Origin of the sequence: Anaerocolumna aminovalerica (assembly GCF_900115365.1) — a bacterium.
Classification (GTDB): Bacteria; Bacillota; Clostridia; order Lachnospirales; family Lachnospiraceae; genus Anaerocolumna; species Anaerocolumna aminovalerica.
In genome coordinates, this window is sequence record NZ_FOWD01000002.1 from 230192 (window position 1) to 250714 (window position 20523).

Below are 20523 nucleotides of genomic sequence, written 5' to 3' on the forward strand. Positions count from 1 at the left end.
ATTGCAGTTAAAAAACTGTTTCTACCTTCTTTTTTCTTAGTTCCATCTACTTTTCTTAATTGATTGAACTGTTAGGAATAAGAATAGGAATACAATACTGATGTAATAAATAACGGCAGACAGGTCAAGCATTCCCATCAAGAAGTTGTCATATCTTTCAATGATAGAAAACCAGTTAAAGAAACGCACCACTAAGCCATCAAAAAGTGTGGGCCTTAGGAAATAAATTAACGTCAGAGCCGCTTCTCCTACAATTCCCAGGGATAAGGATAGGGTTACATTATGTATTACTGCATAGGTGATCAGGCATATAAGAATTAAGATAACAGAAAATATGGCCCAAGCTGATTTATTATCCTTTGGAAACATTTCTACAATACCGCTCATTAACACGGTAATCAATATAACTACAAAGGAAACCACCGCTGAAACTAATTGACTTTCTGTTAAGGAGGAGATAAATAATCCCATTGCTATGTAAGCAGAACCTAATAATAAAAATCCCAGAATAGAACCATATGCTATTTTCAATGGTACATTTCCAAATTGTAATAAAATAATAGGATAAAGGCTTACAATTGCTATCGCTATTAAAAATACTGTAAAGACAGCTAAATATTTACCTATAATAATGCTGACAGGAGGAAGGGGTGAAGTATACAGTAATTGATCCGTCTTTTGTTTCTTTTCTTCAGCCATAATACGCATAGTTAAAATTGGAACTAATAATACAAAAAGAAAGGAAGTAGATGATAGAACGTATTCAAAGTTAGACAGCGCTCCCCCCAGATTATAAGCTACATAATATATTCCTATAATACATAGAAAAAAGGCTATAAACACATAACCTGTCATAGAAGTAAAATAAGATTTCAATTCTTTTTTATATATCGCCAGCATGTTTTTCTTCCTCCTTTTGCTCTGCTCTCTCTTGAATTGCTACTTTCCTATGAACTGTTACTTCCTCTTGAGCTTCTGCTTCCTCTTGAGCTTCTGCTTCTTCTTTGGCTTCTGTTTCTTCTTTGGCTTCTGTTTCTTCTTTGGCTTCTGCTTCTTCATGAACTTCTGCTTCTTCATGAACTTTATCTTCTTGTACTGTTTTTTCTTTAACCCTTTCTATCTGATTGGTATCTTCTTGCGTTAATTCCAAAAAGATATCCTCCAGAGACATTGTAGTAGAAGCCATATCAAGAATTGGACATCTTACATCACTTAAAGCAAAAAATACACTTTCACGAATATCTGTTTCTTCTCCGCTGTATAGGGTAAGTTTAATAATTCCTTCTTGTTCATTTGGCTCATATTCAATTTGTGTAATACCTTCTATTGAACTAAGAGCCTTTTGAATTACTTCCTTTTCTCCCTTCACTTGTAAATGAAGTCCATTGGAACCGCCAATATGTTTTGATAAATTATCAGGAGTATCTCTAACAATTAATTTGCCCTTATTAATTATCATAACTTCATCACATACGGCACTTACTTCTGAAAGTATATGGGAACTTAAAATAATGGTATGATTTTTACTTAAACTACGAATAAGATCCCTGATTTCAATAATTTGCATAGGGTCTAAGCCAACAGTGGGCTCATCTAATATAAGCAATTCCGGATAACCTATTATAGCCTGGGCAAGACCAACTCTTTGTTTATACCCTTTGGATAAATGTTTGATCAAGCGTTCTGATACGTGACTGATCTTTGTCATGTTCATTACATCGGTTATATTCGTTTCTCTGTCAGACCGTTTCACTTTTTTTATATCTGCTGCGAAATTGAGATATTCACGTACTGTCATATCCGGATACAAGGGTGGAATCTCCGGCAAATATCCTATGCATTTCTTAGCCTCCTCCGGCTGGTGGTAGATGTCGTATCCATTGACTACGGCGGTTCCCTCAGTGGCTGATATGTATCCTGTAATAATATTCATAGTGGTGGACTTACCGGCACCATTTGGCCCAAGAAATCCTAATATCCGTCCTTTTTCTAAAGTAAAACTTAAATCGTCAACTGCCAGGTAGTCCCCATACTTTTTGACCAGATTTTTTACTTCTATCAAAGCTTTTTCCTCCTTAAATTTATATTTCATAAATATTGATATCATTTAACCATTGAAATGATTCAACCATTGAAAAATGATTTAATCATTGAAAAATGATTTAATCATTGAAAAATGATTTAATCATATAAAATAATACTCCCCCTTTGCGAAGAAATTGTGAACATTTTTAGCAAATATATACAATTCACAGAATTTTCACAAATTACCTTTAAGTTTTTAAACAATTCAACATTCAAAAAAATCCTCCTGTTATAATGAATCTGAAAGACTCATTTTAAAACAGGAGGATAGCTGCACTTTTACTTATTATTTAACCTATTATTCTATTACATCACTCATCTGATATAATCCGGGCCCCTTCCCTGCAAGGAATTTTGCCGCCTGAATTGCTCCTTTGGCAAATACTGCTTTAGAATAAGCCGTGTGTTTAAACTCAATTACTTCATCGGTGCCTGCAAAAATAACTTCATGTTCACCTACAATGGTACCGCCTCTTACTGCTGATATTCCGATTTCTTTCTTTCCCCGGGGAGCAAGTTCCTTTGAGCGGTCATATTGGTAGGTGTATTCTTTATTTAATACTTCATTAATAGCATCTGCCAATAATAAAGCAGTACCAGAAGGAGCATCTACTTTCTGATTATGATGCTTTTCCAGGATTTCTATATCAAAGTCTGCTGCAACCAGTACTTTAGTAGCAGCCTGAACTAATTTTAGTAGTGTATTGATACCCAGTGACATGTTTGCAGATCTTAATATGCCAACCTTTTTAGAGCCTTCACTTACCATTGCGATATCTTCTTCCGATAGCCCTGTTGTACATAATACAATAGGTACATTTTTATTCTGCCCATAGAAAATCATATCCTCTAATCCCTTTGGAGAGGAAAAATCAATGATTACATCTGCATCTACGTTACAATGTGAAAAAGATTTGAACACTGGATATCCGTTCTTTGCTATGCCATTTAAATCAATTCCTGCAACAATTTGTGCCTGTTCGTCATTAACTAATAGTTCTGTAATAACCTGACCCATCTTGCCGTTACAGCCTCTTAATATAATCTTCGTCATATTTCCTCTTTTCCGCGTAATGACAAAACCTTGTCTTACTGCAATTTACATCTGAAAAACTATTCAGACCCTTTTCTAAATATTGTGATTGTAGCATTTAATTACACAATACTTCCTCTTGAACGTATGAAGCTTTGATAAATAATTTATGCTAACTGTATTCCAAATTCCCTCATAGCCTTAATTAGTTTTTCTTTGTTTTCAGGTTCCATTTCTGTTAAAGGTTTTCTTAGACCACCGGCCTCAAAGCCCATTAAATTAACTGCTGATTTAACCGGTATGGGATTGACCTCACAGAATAATGCTTCTACTAATGGAATTGCTTTTAATTGAAGTTCACGGCTTCCTTTTATATCACCCTCAAAATATCTGGCAACCATATCATGGGTTTCTCTTGGTGCAATATTGGATAATACAGAGATAACGCCTAAACCGCCTAAGGATAGTAACGGAAGAATCTGATCATCATTACCGGAATATAAATCTATATTCCCCTCCGTTAAGTTCATTAAGCTGGCAACTTGAGCGATGTTTCCACTAGCTTCTTTTATTCCAACAATGTTATCCACATTTTTTACTAGATGTGCAACTGTTTTCGGTAGAATGTTACAACCGGTTCTTCCCGGTACATTGTACATAATAATAGGCAGGTCAACTGATTTAGCCACATCGGTAAAATGCTCAATCAAACCTTTTTGAGTTGCTTTATTATAGTATGGTGTTACAACTAAAAGTCCATCAGCTCCGTATTTTTCTGCTTCTTTTGATAAATAAACGGCTGTCTCCGTACAATTGGAACCGGTTCCGGCAATAACCGGTATTCTCTTATTCACCTTGTGGATAGCATAACGAATACATTCTAAGTGTTCTTCATGAGTGAGAGTAGAAGCTTCTCCGGTTGTTCCACAGATTATAATGCTGTCTGTTCCGTTTGCAATCTGATACTCAATTAGTTCACCCAGTTTTTCATAATTTACTTCCATATTCTCTTTAAATGGTGTTATGATAGCAACACCAGCACCTCTAAAAATTGCCATGTGGCACCTCCTAATTAATATGTATCATATCTACATGTTATACCTTTGCCTTCTAATGAATATTTAGCCATACCTTCATAGAAAGAAACCGACTTTGACTATTCCAATGAACTTGATGTCTCCATAATAATTGCTCTTGCTATATTATACGATATTAGCTTATCCAATGATTCATGCTGTGGAAAATGCTAATTTATGCATAAAAAAAGCCGACAATGAGTCGACACTAAAGAATAGGGATTGTATCACCTTAAACCTGGCTATATAATGACCCATGGTTGTATTGGCTTGACATTCTTTAGGTAGCACTCCATCAGATATGATGACAGTCATATAGTTATTAACCATAAGCCCAACTAAGATAATGCAGAATTACCTTAATTTCGGCATCTTTTCCTTTCTATTACATTCCTCTATGTCTGCCATATCCTGTAATATAGTCTTAAAAGATGCGCCTCTACCAAAATACTTATTAAATTCCGTATTATGTTGCCTACATCATAGCATTATGGATATAGGTTGTCAACACTAAATTATGTAAAACAGAAAAAAAGTACACCATAGGTACTCAATATAGCGGAATACTATACTAATTAATTATGGTGTACTTACTTTCTTTAATAAAGTGTCTTTCTAATATATATTAAAATTCTTCTAAATACTCTAATTTACTAACGGATACTTCATAAGCAACCCGTTTCTCAAAATCATTTTCACCAATCTTTTTCTGATATTCTCTGCTTTGTATTCTTCCCCATACTTGAATATGACCGCCAACCGTAAAATTCTCAGCAAATCTTGCATTTCTGCCCCAACAGATGCAAGGAATGTAATCTGATTTTCCATAAGGACGATTAACAGCAAGGAGAATATCTGCAATTTCCCTTCCTAAAGGAGTTTTTCGATAAACCGGCTGTTTGCAGACAAATCCATCCAAAAAGATATAATTTGGTCTTGCTCCCTCCATATCTTCTTCACATACTCTGATTTCTCTTGCAAACACTGACAAAACCAAACGATTCTTGTTATCCTCATGACGGTTATAAGATCTAAATTGGCCGTTTATTTCCACATATTTGCCCCTTAAATCTTGTTTTACGTCAATCAGACGTTCCGATACCATAATTGGAATGATATCATTGGAATTACTTAAGCGACTTACGGATACGTCTAAAACGTAAAATCCTTCCCCAAATACATCATGGCTGAATACAAAATCGCTTGCAACCTCTCCTGCAATACTTACTTGATTGTTATCAAATACTTTATCTGTCATATCGTATGACTCCCTTCTCTTAATCCTGTTCTGTACAATATCGATTGGTACCCCAACACTTTATTGTCCTTGAATTCAAGATAAATTATTATCCACTAATATATGTATGCAGGAAATGTACTTTTTAGAATAAAAATTTTAAAAAATATATATATTATTTTAATATTCCCTAATTTATTGAATTGTAAACATAGGTAAAGCAACAATTTGATGAAAATTTACAGAAAGCTAGGAAACCGCTTGTAAATTTTCACTTTTGTGTTACAATAGTTAAGTTAGATTTCTTTTGTATTTTTTGTAATATAATGTAGAAAACTTAATTTATAACATATATACATTTTTGGGCATTAATAAGTTTAACCCAATAGGAAGGATTTTTATAATGAAAAGAGAAGATATACGTAACATTGCAATCATAGCCCACGTTGACCACGGTAAAACAACCCTGGTAGATGAGTTGCTGAAGCAAAGCGGTACTTTTCGTTCCAATCAGGTTGTACAAGATAGAGTTATGGACTCTAATGATATCGAAAGAGAACGTGGAATTACTATACTGGCAAAGAATACTGCCGTATTCTATAACGGTGCCAAAATTAATATTATTGATACTCCGGGACATGCCGATTTTGGAGGAGAAGTAGAACGAGTATTAAAAATGGTAAATGGTGTTATATTGGTAGTAGATGCTTTTGAGGGAGCCATGCCTCAAACCAAATTCGTTCTTAGAAAAGCTCTTGATTTGGATTTACCGGTTATTGTTTGTATTAACAAAATAGATCGTCCGGAAGCAAGACCCCAGGAAGTTATTGACGAAGTATTGGAATTATTCATTGATTTGGATGCTTCTGAAGAACAATTGGACAGTCCTTTTATATATGCCTCCGCTAAAAAAGGTGTTGCTGTACTTGAAATGGGTGATACTCCCGAAAGCATGCAGCCACTGTTTGAAACCATCATTAATTACATTCCCGCTCCGGAAGGTGATCCTGATGCAAATACTCAGGTATTGATCAGTACCATTGACTATAATGAATATGTAGGCCGTATCGGTGTAGGTAAAGTAGATAACGGAACTATTAAAGTAAATCAGGAAGTTGTTTTAGTCAATGCTCACGATCCCAATAAGAATCAAAAAGTAAAGATCAGTAAATTATATGAATTCGAAGGGCTGAAAAAGGTTGAAGTAAATGAAGCAACTATAGGTGCCATTGTGGCTATATCCGGAATTCCTGATATTCATATTGGAGATACTATTTGCTCTCCTGAGAATCCGGAGCCAATCCCATTCCAGAAGATTTCTGAACCCACCATTGCTATGGACTTTATCGTAAATGACAGTCCATTTGCAGGTCAGGAAGGAAAGTATGTAACTTCCAGACATTTAAGAGATAGATTATTTAAAGAATTGAATACAGATGTAAGTCTTCGCGTAGAAGAAACGGAAACTACAGAAAGTTATAAAGTTTCCGGCCGTGGTGAATTACATTTATCCGTTTTAATTGAAAATATGCGCCGTGAAGGTTATGAATTTGCAGTAAGCAAAGCAGAAGTTCTCTACAAATATGATGAAAAAGGTAAGAAATTAGAACCAATCGAAAGGGCTTATATCGATGTACCGGATGAATTCTCAGGCACTGTCATTGAAAAATTAAGCCAAAGAAAAGGTGAACTTCAAGGCATGGCAAATGGAAGCGGCGGATATACCAGACTGGAATTCTTAATTCCAGCAAGAGGACTGATAGGATACCGTGGAGAATTTATGACAGATACTAAGGGAAATGGTATACTAAATACCATATTCGATGGTTACGGTCCATATAAAGGCGATATTCAATACAGAAAACAAGGATCCTTAATTGCTTTTGAAACAGGTGAGGCAATTACTTATGGATTATTTAATGCCCAAGAACGGGGTACCTTATTTATCAGCCCCGGTGAAAAAGTTTACTCTGGTATGATTGTTGGACAAAATGGAAAATCAGAAGATATTGAAGTTAACGTATGTAAGAGAAAACAGCTTACCAATACAAGATCATCCAGTTCCGATGAGGCCTTAAGGCTTACTCCTCCTAGAATATTAAGTTTGGAGCAGGCTCTTGAATTCATTGAAACAGATGAGTTACTTGAAGTAACACCAACTAACTTAAGAATGCGTAAAAAAATACTAGACCCAACACTGCGTATGAGGGCAAAAAGAAATAGCCAAAATGGTGAAAAATAATAAGGGGGTAATTTTGTGGATATGGAATTTAAGAAGTTCTCAATCACAGATGGTGCAAAGTTTCAATCCTACGCAAATTTAAGGCCGGTCTATCTCTCTGAACGCCAGTTTGTTAATCAATATATTTGGCAGGATTATTATGATACTCACTACTATTGTAATGATACCTTCCTAATGTGCGTTACCGGAGAGAAAAAAGGATTCTTTCCTATGATGCCATTGTGTAAAGAAGAGGACATTCCAATGGTATTTTCCATGGTGAAAGAGCATTGGAATAAGGTTTTAAATAAGCCATTGAACATGTATCTGATTGATCAGACTTTTCTTGAAGCTATAAAAACCATTCCCGGATTTGAAGAAGAATTTAAGGTAGTAGATGACAGAGATAGTTATGATTATATTTATGATGCGGAAAAACTAAAGACCTTAAGCGGTAAAACTTATCACAAGAAGAAAAATCATGTGAATTCCTTTACGAAAAAGTATGAAGGGCATTATGAATATAAAGTTCTTGACTGTTCAAACATCAAAGAAATTGAAGACTTTCATGATAAGTGGTTAGAAAACAGGGATTATGAAGACAAACATAACAGCATTCGAAGCGAAGAAGATGGAATCCATAATATCTTTCGTAATTGTGGTTATTTTAATACCAGAATGGGAGGTGTATATGTAGATGGAAAGTTACAAGCCTATTCCATCGGCAGCTATGCACCAGATATTAAGTGTGCCTTTATTCACATCGAAAAAGCAAATATCAACATTCCCGGCTTATATAACTACATTAATCAACAATTCTTAGTGCATTCTTTCCCTGATGCACAAATTGTTAACCGGGAAGATGATTTAGGCCAGGAAGGACTTCGAAAAGCAAAACTATCCTATAAGCCAATTCGATTTGAAACCAAATATCATATTTACCAAAAGTAAATATAGATTAACTTGTTTATCCATAGATTAATATTAACCATTAATAATAGAATTTACTATTATTCGTTAACAGTAATAATTTATTATTATTGATATATTATCAATTTTAAATTTTAACTAACGATTAATTTTAAGAAAATAATTTATTATATGATAAATTATCAATTATAATAAATTTTAAAATAAGAAGGCGAAGAATCTTATTCATATGAACCCTTACCGTTTATTTGTCAGGAAGTGATTCATACAGATTCTTCCCTTTTTCTTTATGGAATTACAAAAAGTATCCACGTTCATATACAATCTTAAACTTCAACATTGGATTTTAAATGAAAAAATAATTCTCTTTATCTTCTATAAGTCTTTTATTACATTAATCCTTTGATCCGGATACCTGTATATTTCATTGAGACTGTATATATTATAATAACTAAGAACCTCTTTAAAGTAATTTTTAAGTGCTTCTTTTGATATTATTTTATTACTATCTTTATCTCTGGATATTCTTAATAAAGTGCGTTCATAAGTATGTAACGCTTTTAAGGCTTTGGTTCCATACCAGGAAAAACACTCCACCACTTTTTCAATCAGTTTTGTCTCCTCTGATTTTAGCCGGCTCATGTCAATTTCTAAAAAATTAATACCATGTTTTTTTAGCTTATTGTATACATCTGGATAAGGGACATAATTAAAATTTATAATATAATCGTCTTCAAACAGTTCCTTATCATATAGGGCTAATGAGAATGCCTGGGAAAAGTAAAGCAGCCACTGTATATAAGTAGGACAAACTTCTCCTTCTGTTAAATTTATTATATACTGGGTTACCAGACTAAGCTTTGTTTCCATAATCTTAGTCAGGACAGCCTTTCTGCTTTTATTAAAGGCAACACCGGTAATATTGTCCTTATTTTGAGTTAGTATATCCAAGTAATAATAGGGGTCATTAGCAATTGTTTTAAGTTTATTTGAATATTCCAAGGTAGGAACATCACCTTCAATATAACGTATTATTGTAGTTTCTCCCCAACCCAATAATTTCGACAGGGGTTTTTTACCTATATTAAAATTATCTAAAATCCCCCTGATTTCTTCTACTGAAATAATAGCTACAGAAGCAGTTTGTAAACCATTTTCTCTCATGGTATAAACCTCCAGCATAAATACTTTTATATTCAAGCCTATACTTTGATGCTATAGGATATGATATATAATTTTTCTACTTTGGTCAACCACGAAACCATAAAATTCCTTTTTATTTTTGTTAAATTTAATTTAAAAATACAATTCAGTAACATTTAGTACCATAATTATGTTATTAAAATTTTCTAAATTCATTTATATCATTAACAATAATTTTTAATCCTTTTATTAAAGTATCGAATAAGCCTAATTTGCATAAACTTACCACAGCCATTCCAATGGGGATACCTATAATCATTCCAAATACGTTCATAAACCGATATCCAATGAACATAAATATTAATGTTGTCAGTGGGTTCAGCCCAATACTGTCCCCCACCATCTTAGGCTGTAATATTTGTTTTACAATTTGGCAAATCAGATACATAATCATTAAATAAATTGCCTGTGAATAATTACCCACCAAAACATCAATCAAAGCCCAGGGCCAAAACACTGCTCCAGTTCCAAAAAACGGAAGAAAATCCAAAAAAGCAATTCCAATGGCTAATAAAAAGGAATAATTAATTTTTAATATTTCAAACCCAATAAAAATAATTGTAGTTATAACTAACATAATTTTAAATTGAGCTTTAAAGTACCCCCCAACTGCTGTTTTAAAATTATCCACTACTAAGCGGTAATAATTCCCCACTGTTTTAGGTATGATTTTTTTTATTTCCCGGACAATATTATCTCTCTCAGCAGTAAAAAAATACGCTGATAAAATGGTAATAATGGTCATTAAGAAACCTTCCATTACATTCTTAGCTAAATTTCCCGCCTTGCTGATGGTAATTGGTGCGGACTTGGAAAGAGTTGCGCCGTATTCTGATAAGCTAACACTGAATTTATCCACAAAATCCTGAACGGAGGAAGGCAGCACTTTATAAAGTCCATTTAAGTTAGCGGATAATTGCTGAAACTTCTGTTCCAGGCTCTCATATATATGAGGTAAATCTCTGGCTAAAGAAACTGCTTCTTTTCCAATGAAATAGGTAATTGCAGACAATGCTCCAATCACTATAAGTATAACCGCCACAATAATAATGGCAGTCCCATGTTTTCGTATTATTTTAACCTTTTTCTCCAAAAACCTTACCAGCGGATTGGCTATCATAGATATAATCCAGCCTATAAAAAAAGGCATAAAAAACTTAATGAAAGGTGGGACAACGAAAACAAGAAACAATATTCCAAGTACAAAAAGTACCAGATTTAGTGCGATTTTAAGGTAAACAATCCAATTCTTCATTAGTTTTTCTCCATTCATCATATTTTTGAAGCTGTGTCTTTTACATATTATACCCACAATAAATTGCCATGTAAATGGATTTTCTAATCTTAAGAAATTGTTCAGTTTTATCTCTCTAAATAATCCAGCCACTCATGTTTTAACTCTTCATAGCCCTTTTGAAAAACTTCTTCACATGTGTTCGATGTTGTACAGTAACTTAATACGGTATCAAAGGAGTACCCTTTGCATAGATAGGAGATAAAGGAGCAACTTTGAATATACGTAAGTTCATTTCCTTCTATATCTGATTCTATCTTATATACATCATTAATACTTTTAGAAAACGGATACAATTCGGAAAAATACTCTTTTTTCAAGGTTGCTATTGCTAACGCATCAATTAAGTACTCTATATTAATTTCACTATTGGAATAGTTGTCTTTTTTACAATACCCTTCATAATACAGTTTAACGCTTTCCCCATATGGTAGATATTTATCATGGTTCCTGTCCTCTAATATGATATTGGAATACCACTCTCTTCGCCGATCATATGGGCATAAAATTAAACTTGCATAGTCAGCTATACCATCACTTTTCATATTACCAAACTGTAATGGGGATGGAAAGAAAATATGTCCTAATTCGTGAAAGACTGTATCATCAACATTTAGTACCGTTATAATATTGTTATTAGCGTTATTATGCTCCTCACTAGAGTTTCTTTTTTTTAAAATATAGGGAATTGTCATGTCAAAATCATGGGAGTTATAATATTCCGGCGCATAAATCTGTATATACTCCTTTAATTCCTTTTTCCACTTAATTTGAGTTACAACTAAATTCTCAATCTGTTTGGCAGTATTAAAAAATTCAGTTTTATCAATATTATATCTGGCATCATCGGTAAAGATTTTCACATGGTTTTCACTTTGTGCATATTGGAAATTATTATATTTTATGTCATTTTCACGATAAGTAAAGGGACTTCCAATTTCTTTCAGCCAGGCATTCTTTACAGTTTCATCAATATCAGTTAACTTTTCGATTCCTTTTTCCTGTATTGTAAACTTGGTAAGAGAAATCGCAGTCATTTCTGCCATCTCATAGTCTTCTTTTTCATTCCAATCCTTCATAAATCTTGGACCAAATAAATGAAGTAATTCTATATTTTCTTCTTTTGAAAAATATGTCTTTAATATATCCCTATCATATTCCTTATCATTGATATATCCGGTTAGTCCCAAGCTAATACATGGATTAGAAACTCCAAAATAACTCTGGACTAATTGATACCAGTAATCCCCACTTTCAATGTCAGAAGCAGAACAAAATACCTTATTTTCATTAGAATTAAATCCCTGAAACTTGCTGTCCGGAAAAACATAGACATCAATATTATCTTTAGGGAACTCCTTTGTCTTTTTATATATCTGATTTAGACTCCCAGCTATCTTAACCTTTATACTTTCTATTTCATCATTACTAAAACCATCTTTTGCAAAAGTTAAACTATAGTGTTTCGTCTCACCCACCATAATAATCATATTATCTTGAATATCTGAATCATAAAACTGTGATTTTTGCTCTTGAAAAGAAGTGGGTATATCAAAGGGTTCCCCACTTTTTTTATTGCAGCCAATGAAACTAAAACTCAGTCCGGTTATAACTAAGGTTAATATCATGTTTTGAACTTTTATTTTCTTAGATATCTGTACAAATACTTGCTTCATAATTACGGTATGATATATTTATGCCGTTAATATCATACTTCCTCCTCTCCAGATTTTGATATAATACATTTACAGTGGTTGTAAATTCACCACTTGACATATCTTTACATACAATTATACTTTAACACAATTTCCTAACTATGGCAATATATCCTAAATAAGGATTAAAAAATAAAAACCTACCACAATGAATAATAGTGGTAGGTTACATATTTCAACATATCTAATCCTAAAGACATCTCATTGGGTTATGTTAGTGGTAACCCAATATCAATCATAATTATTTTAAATAAGGTTTACACAGTAAAGTCAGAAAGAATATAACAGAGGCTATTATAACAATGGTAGGGCCTGTTGCCGTATTATTATAGTAAGACAAAATTAATCCAAGTATTCCTGAGAAAACTGATATTAATACAGAAAATAGGTGATATTCTCTCATATTGGAGGATATATTCCGGCTGGCTGCTGAAGGTAAGATCAATAATGCATTAATGATCAGGATTCCCACCCATTTGATGGAAAGCATAACAATAAGGGCAATAATAACAACAAACAGGTTATCAATAAATGAAGAATTAATGTGCTTACTCCTTGCCAAAGTTTCATTCACACTGATTGCATGTAGTTTATTAAATGCTCCATACCAGAAAACTAAGGTAACTATGAATATGAATAATAATAGCATTATTTCTTTCGGTGTTATACTTAATATATCACCTACCAACAGACTGGAATACTTTGCGAAATTGCCGCCTTTGGATAAAATAACTAATCCGATTGCTGTGCTTAAAGAAGCGAACACAGAAATCACCGTATCTGTGGAAACGGTTTTTCTCCTTTTTATCTTATTTAATAATAATGCAAATATCACAGCAAAAAGCACCATAGATAAATTGGTATCCTGAATACCAAATATAATTCCAATTGCCATTCCGGTTAAAGCAGAATGGCCTAATGCATCGGAGAAGAATGCCATTTGATTATTCACTATCATAGTTCCTAAGATTCCAAATAGAGGTGTTATAATAAGGATTGCCAAAAATGCATTTTTCATAAAATCATAGGTAATCCAACTAAAGGGCAATAGTAATTCTAATATATTATATATGTTTTCCATCCTGCACTAAGCTCCTGTTATCAACGGGTTGTAGTTCTCCGAAGGTATTCTTGAATTCTTCACTGGAAAGTACCTCCTCCGGAGTACCTTCCATTCTAATAGTTCTATCCAGTAAAATAACATGATCCGCATATTTTTGAACAAAGTCAAAGTCATGTGAAATCATAATAATTGCTAAGTCAAAGTTCTTTTTCAGATTGCCTATATTTTCATAGAATAATTCCATACCATTACGGTCAATGCCTGAAATGGGCTCATCTAACAGCAGCAAATTAGGAACCGGTGTAATGGCAATGGATAAAAGGACTCTTTGTAATTCTCCGCCAGATAAATCACAAACTTGTTTATCAATTAAATCCTGTGCCCGAAAAACAGATAATTGCTTTTCTATCTGTTCGTATATCTTTTTCTTTTTAAATAAAAATACAGGTGAATCGGAAATATAAGAGGCAAATAAATCATAAACACTGGTAGGAGTGTTCTTTGCTATATTTAAATGCTGGGGTACATATCCTACTTTCAAATCTGCCATTTGATTATTCTTAATATCTTCAAAGGTTATGGTACCCTCATGCTTTACCTCACCTAATATAGCTTTCATTAAGGTAGATTTTCCCGCACCATTTCTTCCGATAATGGCAGTTAATCTGCCGCAATGAATATGAAGATTAATATCTTCTATAATGGTATTGTCACCTATCTTTACTGTAATATCTTTTGTTTTAATACAATGAAGACCGCATGCGGCATGAGGCTCATTCCATGAGGCCCTCTTTCTGACCTTTGGGGCGTGGGTAAACTTTCCCCTTTGGTTATTATCCTTTTCTATCTTAAATTCTTTATGATTATTATGATTCATTTTCATTCTTACCCCAATTCAAACGCTTTTTAATAACAACAACAGTTTTGTTACTGTACAAACTTTTACCTATCCAATATCTTTTGGGTTTTAGCTCATGTATTACTGATTTAATAATGCCTGCTTTAACACTTCCATATTCTGTTTCATACCATTTATATAGCTGTCTCCATCCATATCTCCAGTAACTAAAGAGTCAATAACATATACTTTTGCACCTGTTTCTGAAGCAATATTTTCTGCAATGGAAGTACTGTATTGTTCTTCTGTGAATAAGACTTTTACCTGGTTTTCTTTCACTTCGTCTATAACTTCTGCAATATCTCCGGCACTTAGTGCAGTTTCCCCATCCAGATTTACTGTGTGAATTACCTCCAAACCTAACTCTTGTGCCAAATAAGCAAAAGAATCATGGAAAATAACCACTTTCTTTTCCTTTACATCAGCCAGATTAGTTTCTATGTTATCTTTCAAGGTTTCAATTTTACTACTGTATTCTATACCGTTTTCTTCAAAAATTTTGGCATTCTCCAAATCAAACTTTTCCAGGCCTTTCTGCACATTCTTTATTTCTTTCAAATAATGGCCCAAATTAAGCCATACATGGGCGTTGTACTCCTCCCCTTCATGATTGTCTTCTGCTTCATCTTCATGACTGTCAGCTTCTTCCTCATGGTTATGCCCTTCTGCGGTTAAATAGGCAATACCTTCACTTGCATTAATAATGGGCAGATTCGGGTAAGATTTCAGAATGTCCTCCATAAAACTTTCCATTCCTCCGCCGTTCATAATAAAAATATCTGCATTCTCTAACTTTTTCATATCTGATGTTGTTAATTGGTAATCATGCAAACAGCCGGTTTTATATTCTGTAAGATTAACAACATCTATATTTGTTCCCTGGGTCAGATTCTTAGCCAATATATACATAGGGTAAAAGGAAGTAACTATAGTAAGCTTTTCCTCTTCCTTTTCTTTTTTCCTTGTGGCTGCGGTAACAAAAGAAGTACCGATTACGATTATTAACATAATACCTAATATAGCGATTAGTTTTTTCTTCATTTATATATATGCTCCTTTCAAAGTCTGAAGATTTTACATGTAGCATAAATCTCCGGTTGAAGGAATTTCAAACTTTACTTTTCCTTATTGCAAATCATTTGCAATAATTATAGTATACCCATAGTTGATTGTCAATAAACATATTTGATAATTTTCAGCTAAAAAGAGATAAAAAATAAGGTTGTTACAAAATAATAGACTGTCATTCCGGAAACCCATATTTAGAAAAACTGAATTCTATGTTTAGAATCTCACCTTACGCGATTCTTCACTTAAAATTCACTATGCTAAATATTTGCCTGAATGACAGCTTTGCAACAACCTTTTCTTTCAGAAATAATATTATAAAGTTTAAATTACATAATCTTTGCATTTGCAAAAAACTGAGGTAAATGAAAATTAGGTTTAGGATTTGTGATGGGAGCAAAACTTCCATAATGTTCTATAGAAGGATCCTCACTTATTTTATAGAAATTACAGGTAAATTGGTCACCTGGTTTTAGAGACGGAATTTTATATACGTCACAAATAAGTTCCATTGGTATTTTTAATAGTATACTCCAGGAATCCTTCTCTTTTTTAGCAGTGCATACCGCTCTTAGTTCTGTTATCTCTTTTACTCTTTTACGGTTTCCTACCGGTCCAAAACCGCTAAGCATAGCACCGTAGGAATTCATTTCAAAATTAAAGTAACCAATCCCTAAATCTTCTGCTGCAAAGTTTAGAAAAGCTTCCATAGCACTATCTTTATAAACCGGATCGTTATCCTCGGTATAAGTAGTTAATGGATTATCCTCTATTGCAGTCATTGATACAAGTAGTCCGTAGTCTTTTAATAATGCCATTTGGCCATAGGCTTGGACTTCCCGTTCTCTTGGCCACTTATATTGATCGATTAAGAATTTCGGGCATTGATTAAGTTGTTCAGAACTTTCAATGGTAAGTACCGGATAAACGGGGTCAGTGTCCCTGTTAAAGCTAATTGATGCAGTATGGTTTATGTTGGTATTAAAATCAGTGGTTGTAGTATGGTCCATATAGAATCCTTTCTATTCAATCTAAGAATTTTTCTATATAAGTATACTCTTAATAATGATAAATTTCCAGCATTTTATAATTCCTTGTTAAAATTGCTGTTATAATTTCACTTTTCTTCATGCTTGAAATTTCTATTACAAACAAGCATTTAATTGGATTTGAACTGTTCATTAACCCATTATAATAGGCGTCTGCCAAAGTAAAAGTTTATTCGAAGATTAAGATCCTTCCAGTATCTTTAAAATTTGTTTCTTATAATTCATAAATTCTTCACTTACCACAAATTCTTTACTTCTGGGTTTTGGTTCCGTTATTCTGATTTCTTCCTTAATCTTGCCTGGTTTTCCGGTCATCATGTAGATTCGGTCCGATAAAAGGATGGCTTCGTCTATATCATGGGTAATAAATAAAGTGGAGAGTTTAATCTGTTCCATAACGGATAGATACCACTCATGCATATTGCTTTTTGTTATGGTATCCAAAGCACTGAAAGGTTCATCCAACAATGCTACTTTATCAGAAAAAAGGTAAGTTCGAAGCAGGGCGGCACGTTGTCTCATACCACCGGACAGCTGATGTGGATATTTCTTTTCGGTACCTGCAAGACCGAATTCTTCAAAATACTTTGAAGCAACGGTTCTGGCTTCTGCTTTTTTTAGGCCACCGATAATAAGAGGCAGGGATACATTATCAATAATTGTTTTAAAAGGCAGTAACAAGTCTTTTTGCAGCATATAACTTACCTTGCCGGCTTTTCCCGTAATGTCCGCTCCATCCAGTTCAACTTTACCAGTATCCGGCTTTAACAAACCGGATATAACGTTGAATAAAGTTGTCTTTCCTGCGCCGCTTACACCCAGAAGGCATACAATTTCACCATTATGTAATTCAATAGAGATATCTTCTATGATTTTCACACCGTCATAGCTTACTGAAATATGATTTGCGGTCAGTTTATCCATGAAATGTTTCCTTTCTAGTATATAAGTTCGGATACGAAAATATATTCCGCTGTTTTTCGTATCCGATCTAATAAATAAGTACTTTTATAATCTTTATTTCGTTAAGAAATCATTAGTAAAGCCGGTACCAGCCGGGATTTCTTTCTCAATTAGTTCATTTTCATATAGCCATGCATAAAAAGCATCCCATCTTACAGGATCAATATAACCCCATTGTTCTACTTCTGCCTTATACTGACCTGCCAGCCATTCCTGGCTCTTGGTTATTAATGCCGGATCCAGTTCCGGTACAGCAGCTACAAGAATATCTGCTGCATCCTTAGGATTTTGGATGGCATATTCATAGCCTTGTCTGACTGCATCTAAGAAATTCTTTGTTGTTTCTTTGTTATTCTGTAGGTATTCATTATTTCCGATAATAATCGGACTATAATAATCCAATTCTATTCCGTAATCTGCAAAATTTAAATAATTAGTATCTAATCCAGCCACATCCGCTGCCATACCATCCCACGCTCTGTAAACCCATATAGATTCAATATCTGTTTGTAGTGCGGTTACTACATCTGTTACGGTATTAGGTATTAATTTAATGTCTTCGAATTTACCGCCGTCATCTTCTACTATTTTCTTAATAATTGCCAGTTCTATTGGAGAATCCCAAGTAGCATAAGTATGGCCTGCCATTTTACTTGGAGTGTCAATTCCTGACTTTTTCAAAGACAAGATGCCGGAAGTATTATGCTGAATTATGGCTGCTACTGCAGTAACAGGCATTGGGTTGTCCGATGCAAATGTAGGGGCTACAGTATCTTGAAAACTGATACCGAATTCTGCTCCCCCTGCTCCTACTAATGCAGTTGTACTGCCTTCCGGTGGCTGCATAATCTCTACTTCCAGTCCCGCAGCATCAAAAAAGCCTTTTTCCTGTGCAACATACAGACCAGTATGGTTAGTATTCGGTGTCCAGTCAAGTACTACACGTATCTTTTCTTTTTTATCACTGGCTGCATTTTCTTTAGAATTTCCCTCTGATTTACCGGTTTCTGTTTCTTTTTCAATGTCTTGTGTTTTACTTTCTTCCTGCTTTCCATTATTGGAACATGCGGTTAATGCAAAGATCAAAAGTACGGTTACTAATATTTTAAAGAGATTCTTTTTCATTTTTTCACCCGTTACATATCCTATCTTCTTTCAGATGGGATACTGCCACAAAATCATGTTGAAAGAATACAATGTGGCATTCTTTCTATATATTTATTTTCTTTCAACCTTTCCGATTCTTTTACACTGTAATGCGGATCATTTATTCTCCACCGCCGGCTTTGCCTCTTTCCCAAGGCATTACTGCTTTTTGAAGCAGACCGACTCCCATCATAAGTAATAAACTTATAATGGATATGAAGAAAATAACGGCAAACATTTTATCAAAGGAATAGGATTTCCTTACTCTTGTCATATATACACCAAGACCGCTAAAGCCTCCCAGCCACTCAGCTACTACCGCACCTATAATAGAATAGGATACCGAAATTCTAAGTCCTGAGAAAAAATTACTGATAGAACTTGGTAATTTAATATGAACAAACCGCTGCATTCTTGTTGCACCCATTGCCTTTAAAAGGTTCAGCGCATCCGGGTCTGCTGATTTAAAGCCGTCCAGTAACCCAATTGTAATTGGGAAAAAAGAAGTAATAATAATTAAAGAAATTTTTGGTAATATTCCATAGCCTAACCATAATACCAGCAAAGGTGCAATGGCTACAGTGGGAATCGTTTGGGTAATAATCAAAACAGGGTATATGGCTTTATAGGCGATTTCAAACCGATCCATAATAACTGCAACTATAAACCCAAGTAAAATTCCCAAAGATAGACCTAAGAAAGCTTCCACTAACGTAGTTTTTGCATGATGCATCAGAAGATTAAAATCTTTAAAGAAAGCTTTTACTACATCTGCTGGGGAAGGCAGCATAAATTTGGGAACAATGCCGGTTCCTGATAAAAGCTGCCATACCGCTAATATAATAGTTATTGCTAATATTGGAGATACTTTATTGATGATGCTTTGTAACTTTTTGATCAATGGTTAATACACCACCCTCCGGCGCAAAACTTATCTTCACATAAGCAGATACTTTTGGTGCTCCTGCTTTTACTGCAATTAACTGGCAATTCTTAATAACTTCCATTAGTTGGTCATAATCACCTTCAATGGCTGTTTCACTAGGCCCTACATAATAATTCAAACCTGTACTTTTAATATAGGCAATTACCTCATCTACTATACGGATTACCTCTTCCGTGCTTTCTACTTGTGGTAAAACTTGAATTGCTACATTTGCGTTCATTTTTTTTCCTCCTTATTTTCATTATTAAAGTCAAGACCACCAGCTTAGCTGGTGGCTTGATTTGCCCCTATAAGGGGCTTTTACCTGCTTGCGTCTAAAGACGCACTGAATAGTTCGCCAGCCGCACTATTTTCTCGGGCAAACCCTAAAGGGCTTTATTTTTTGCCCTTTTGTACTGGCTCACCCGTAAACGGGTCTATATACTCTTTCAATGATATCTGGTCATATTGCAAATCTTCCTGTATTTGATTTTGTATATATTCTTGTATTTTCTTTGCATTTTTTCCTACTGTATCTACATAATATCCTCTGCACCAAAAATTTCTGTTTCCATATTTGTATTTCAGATTGGAATGCCTTTCAAATATCATTAGCG

General features: G+C 34.0%; 19 protein-coding genes and 1 riboswitch. Of the genes, 2 read left to right on the forward strand and 17 right to left on the reverse strand.

The annotated features are described in order from the left end of the window. Nucleotides 1-36 precede the first annotated feature (36 nt). The 5 genes from BM183_RS02045 to BM183_RS02065 all read right to left on the reverse strand — a co-directional run bounded on the left by BM183_RS02045 (nucleotide 37) and on the right by BM183_RS02065 (nucleotide 5452). Nucleotides 37-900, reverse strand: a complete 864-nt coding sequence (locus BM183_RS02045; RefSeq protein WP_091684102.1) for an ABC transporter permease — start codon at nucleotides 898-900, stop codon at nucleotides 37-39. Beyond that, complete coding sequence (locus tag BM183_RS02050; RefSeq protein ID WP_091684103.1) at nucleotides 884-2062, reverse strand: ABC transporter ATP-binding protein; 1179 nt, start codon at nucleotides 2060-2062, stop codon at nucleotides 884-886. The genes BM183_RS02045 and BM183_RS02050 overlap by 17 nt, the downstream gene beginning before the upstream one ends. Nucleotides 2063-2383: 321 nt before the next feature. Further along, nucleotides 2384-3139, reverse strand: a complete 756-nt coding sequence (gene dapB / locus BM183_RS02055) for a 4-hydroxy-tetrahydrodipicolinate reductase (RefSeq protein ID WP_091684104.1) — start codon at nucleotides 3137-3139, stop codon at nucleotides 2384-2386. A gap of 146 nt (nucleotides 3140-3285) precedes the next feature. Then, complete coding sequence (gene dapA, locus BM183_RS02060) at nucleotides 3286-4176, reverse strand: 4-hydroxy-tetrahydrodipicolinate synthase (RefSeq protein ID WP_091684105.1); 891 nt, start codon at nucleotides 4174-4176, stop codon at nucleotides 3286-3288. 295 nt (nucleotides 4177-4471) lie between these two features. Further along, nucleotides 4472-4644, reverse strand: a riboswitch (Lysine riboswitch). 175 nt (nucleotides 4645-4819) lie between these two features. Continuing rightward, nucleotides 4820-5452 (reverse strand): single-stranded DNA-binding protein, encoded by a 633-nt coding sequence (locus BM183_RS02065; RefSeq protein WP_091684106.1) that lies wholly within the window; start codon nucleotides 5450-5452, stop codon nucleotides 4820-4822. Nucleotides 5453-5834: 382 nt separating this feature from the next. Here BM183_RS02065 and typA point away from each other — a divergent pair, with 382 nt between their 5' ends. Together typA and BM183_RS02075 are read left to right on the forward strand one after the other, a co-directional pair. Further along, nucleotides 5835-7673, forward strand: a complete 1839-nt coding sequence (typA, locus tag BM183_RS02070) for a translational GTPase TypA (RefSeq protein WP_091684107.1) — start codon at nucleotides 5835-5837, stop codon at nucleotides 7671-7673. A gap of 21 nt (nucleotides 7674-7694) precedes the next feature. Next, nucleotides 7695-8603 carry a DUF2156 domain-containing protein gene (locus BM183_RS02075; RefSeq protein ID WP_242960810.1) on the forward strand — a complete coding sequence of 303 codons (909 nt, stop codon included), beginning with the start codon at nucleotides 7695-7697 and terminating at the stop codon, nucleotides 8601-8603. Nucleotides 8604-8957: 354 nt separating this feature from the next. On the opposite strand, the gene BM183_RS02080 is transcribed toward BM183_RS02075, so the two are convergent. The 12 genes from BM183_RS02080 to BM183_RS02135 form a co-directional block, all read right to left on the reverse strand. Then, entirely contained in the window at nucleotides 8958-9746 is a 789-nt protein-coding gene (locus BM183_RS02080; RefSeq protein ID WP_091684109.1) for a type II toxin-antitoxin system antitoxin SocA domain-containing protein, read from the reverse strand. 175 nt (nucleotides 9747-9921) lie between these two features. Further along, nucleotides 9922-11040 (reverse strand): sporulation integral membrane protein YtvI, encoded by a 1119-nt coding sequence (ytvI, locus tag BM183_RS02085; RefSeq protein ID WP_170847860.1) that lies wholly within the window; start codon nucleotides 11038-11040, stop codon nucleotides 9922-9924. Nucleotides 11041-11147: 107 nt separating this feature from the next. After that, on the reverse strand, nucleotides 11148-12755 hold the full coding sequence (locus BM183_RS02090; protein WP_139221466.1) for a hypothetical protein: 1608 nt from the start codon (nucleotides 12753-12755) through the stop codon (nucleotides 11148-11150). A 280-nt stretch (nucleotides 12756-13035) separates the two neighbouring features. Continuing rightward, a complete protein-coding gene (locus BM183_RS02095; protein WP_091684112.1) occupies nucleotides 13036-13875 on the reverse strand; it encodes a metal ABC transporter permease in 840 nt (279 codons plus the stop codon). After that, nucleotides 13859-14740 (reverse strand): metal ABC transporter ATP-binding protein, encoded by an 882-nt coding sequence (locus BM183_RS02100; protein WP_242960807.1) that lies wholly within the window; start codon nucleotides 14738-14740, stop codon nucleotides 13859-13861. Before BM183_RS02100 ends, BM183_RS02095 begins: the two co-directional genes overlap by 17 nt. Nucleotides 14741-14836: 96 nt before the next feature. Continuing rightward, nucleotides 14837-15796, reverse strand: coding sequence for a metal ABC transporter substrate-binding protein (locus BM183_RS02105; RefSeq protein WP_091684113.1), 960 nt, complete (start codon nucleotides 15794-15796; stop codon nucleotides 14837-14839). A 356-nt stretch (nucleotides 15797-16152) separates the two neighbouring features. Then, a complete protein-coding gene (locus BM183_RS02110) occupies nucleotides 16153-16833 on the reverse strand; it encodes a carbohydrate-binding family 9-like protein (protein ID WP_091684114.1) in 681 nt (226 codons plus the stop codon). 219 nt (nucleotides 16834-17052) lie between these two features. Next, nucleotides 17053-17796 (reverse strand): ABC transporter ATP-binding protein, encoded by a 744-nt coding sequence (locus BM183_RS02115; RefSeq protein ID WP_091684115.1) that lies wholly within the window; start codon nucleotides 17794-17796, stop codon nucleotides 17053-17055. 93 nt (nucleotides 17797-17889) lie between these two features. Further along, nucleotides 17890-18960: an ABC transporter substrate-binding protein gene (locus BM183_RS02120; protein ID WP_091684116.1), complete on the reverse strand. Its 1071-nt coding sequence runs from the start codon at nucleotides 18958-18960 to the stop codon at nucleotides 17890-17892. A gap of 142 nt (nucleotides 18961-19102) precedes the next feature. Further along, nucleotides 19103-19882, reverse strand: a complete 780-nt coding sequence (locus BM183_RS02125) for an ABC transporter permease (protein WP_207650120.1) — start codon at nucleotides 19880-19882, stop codon at nucleotides 19103-19105. Then, on the reverse strand, nucleotides 19851-20147 hold the full coding sequence (locus tag BM183_RS02130; RefSeq protein ID WP_091684117.1) for a thiamine-binding protein: 297 nt from the start codon (nucleotides 20145-20147) through the stop codon (nucleotides 19851-19853). The genes BM183_RS02125 and BM183_RS02130 overlap by 32 nt, the downstream gene beginning before the upstream one ends. Before the next feature lie 155 nt (nucleotides 20148-20302). Beyond that, nucleotides 20303-20523: transposase (locus tag BM183_RS02135; protein WP_170847861.1), on the reverse strand; the 221-nt coding region annotated here is incomplete at its 5' end.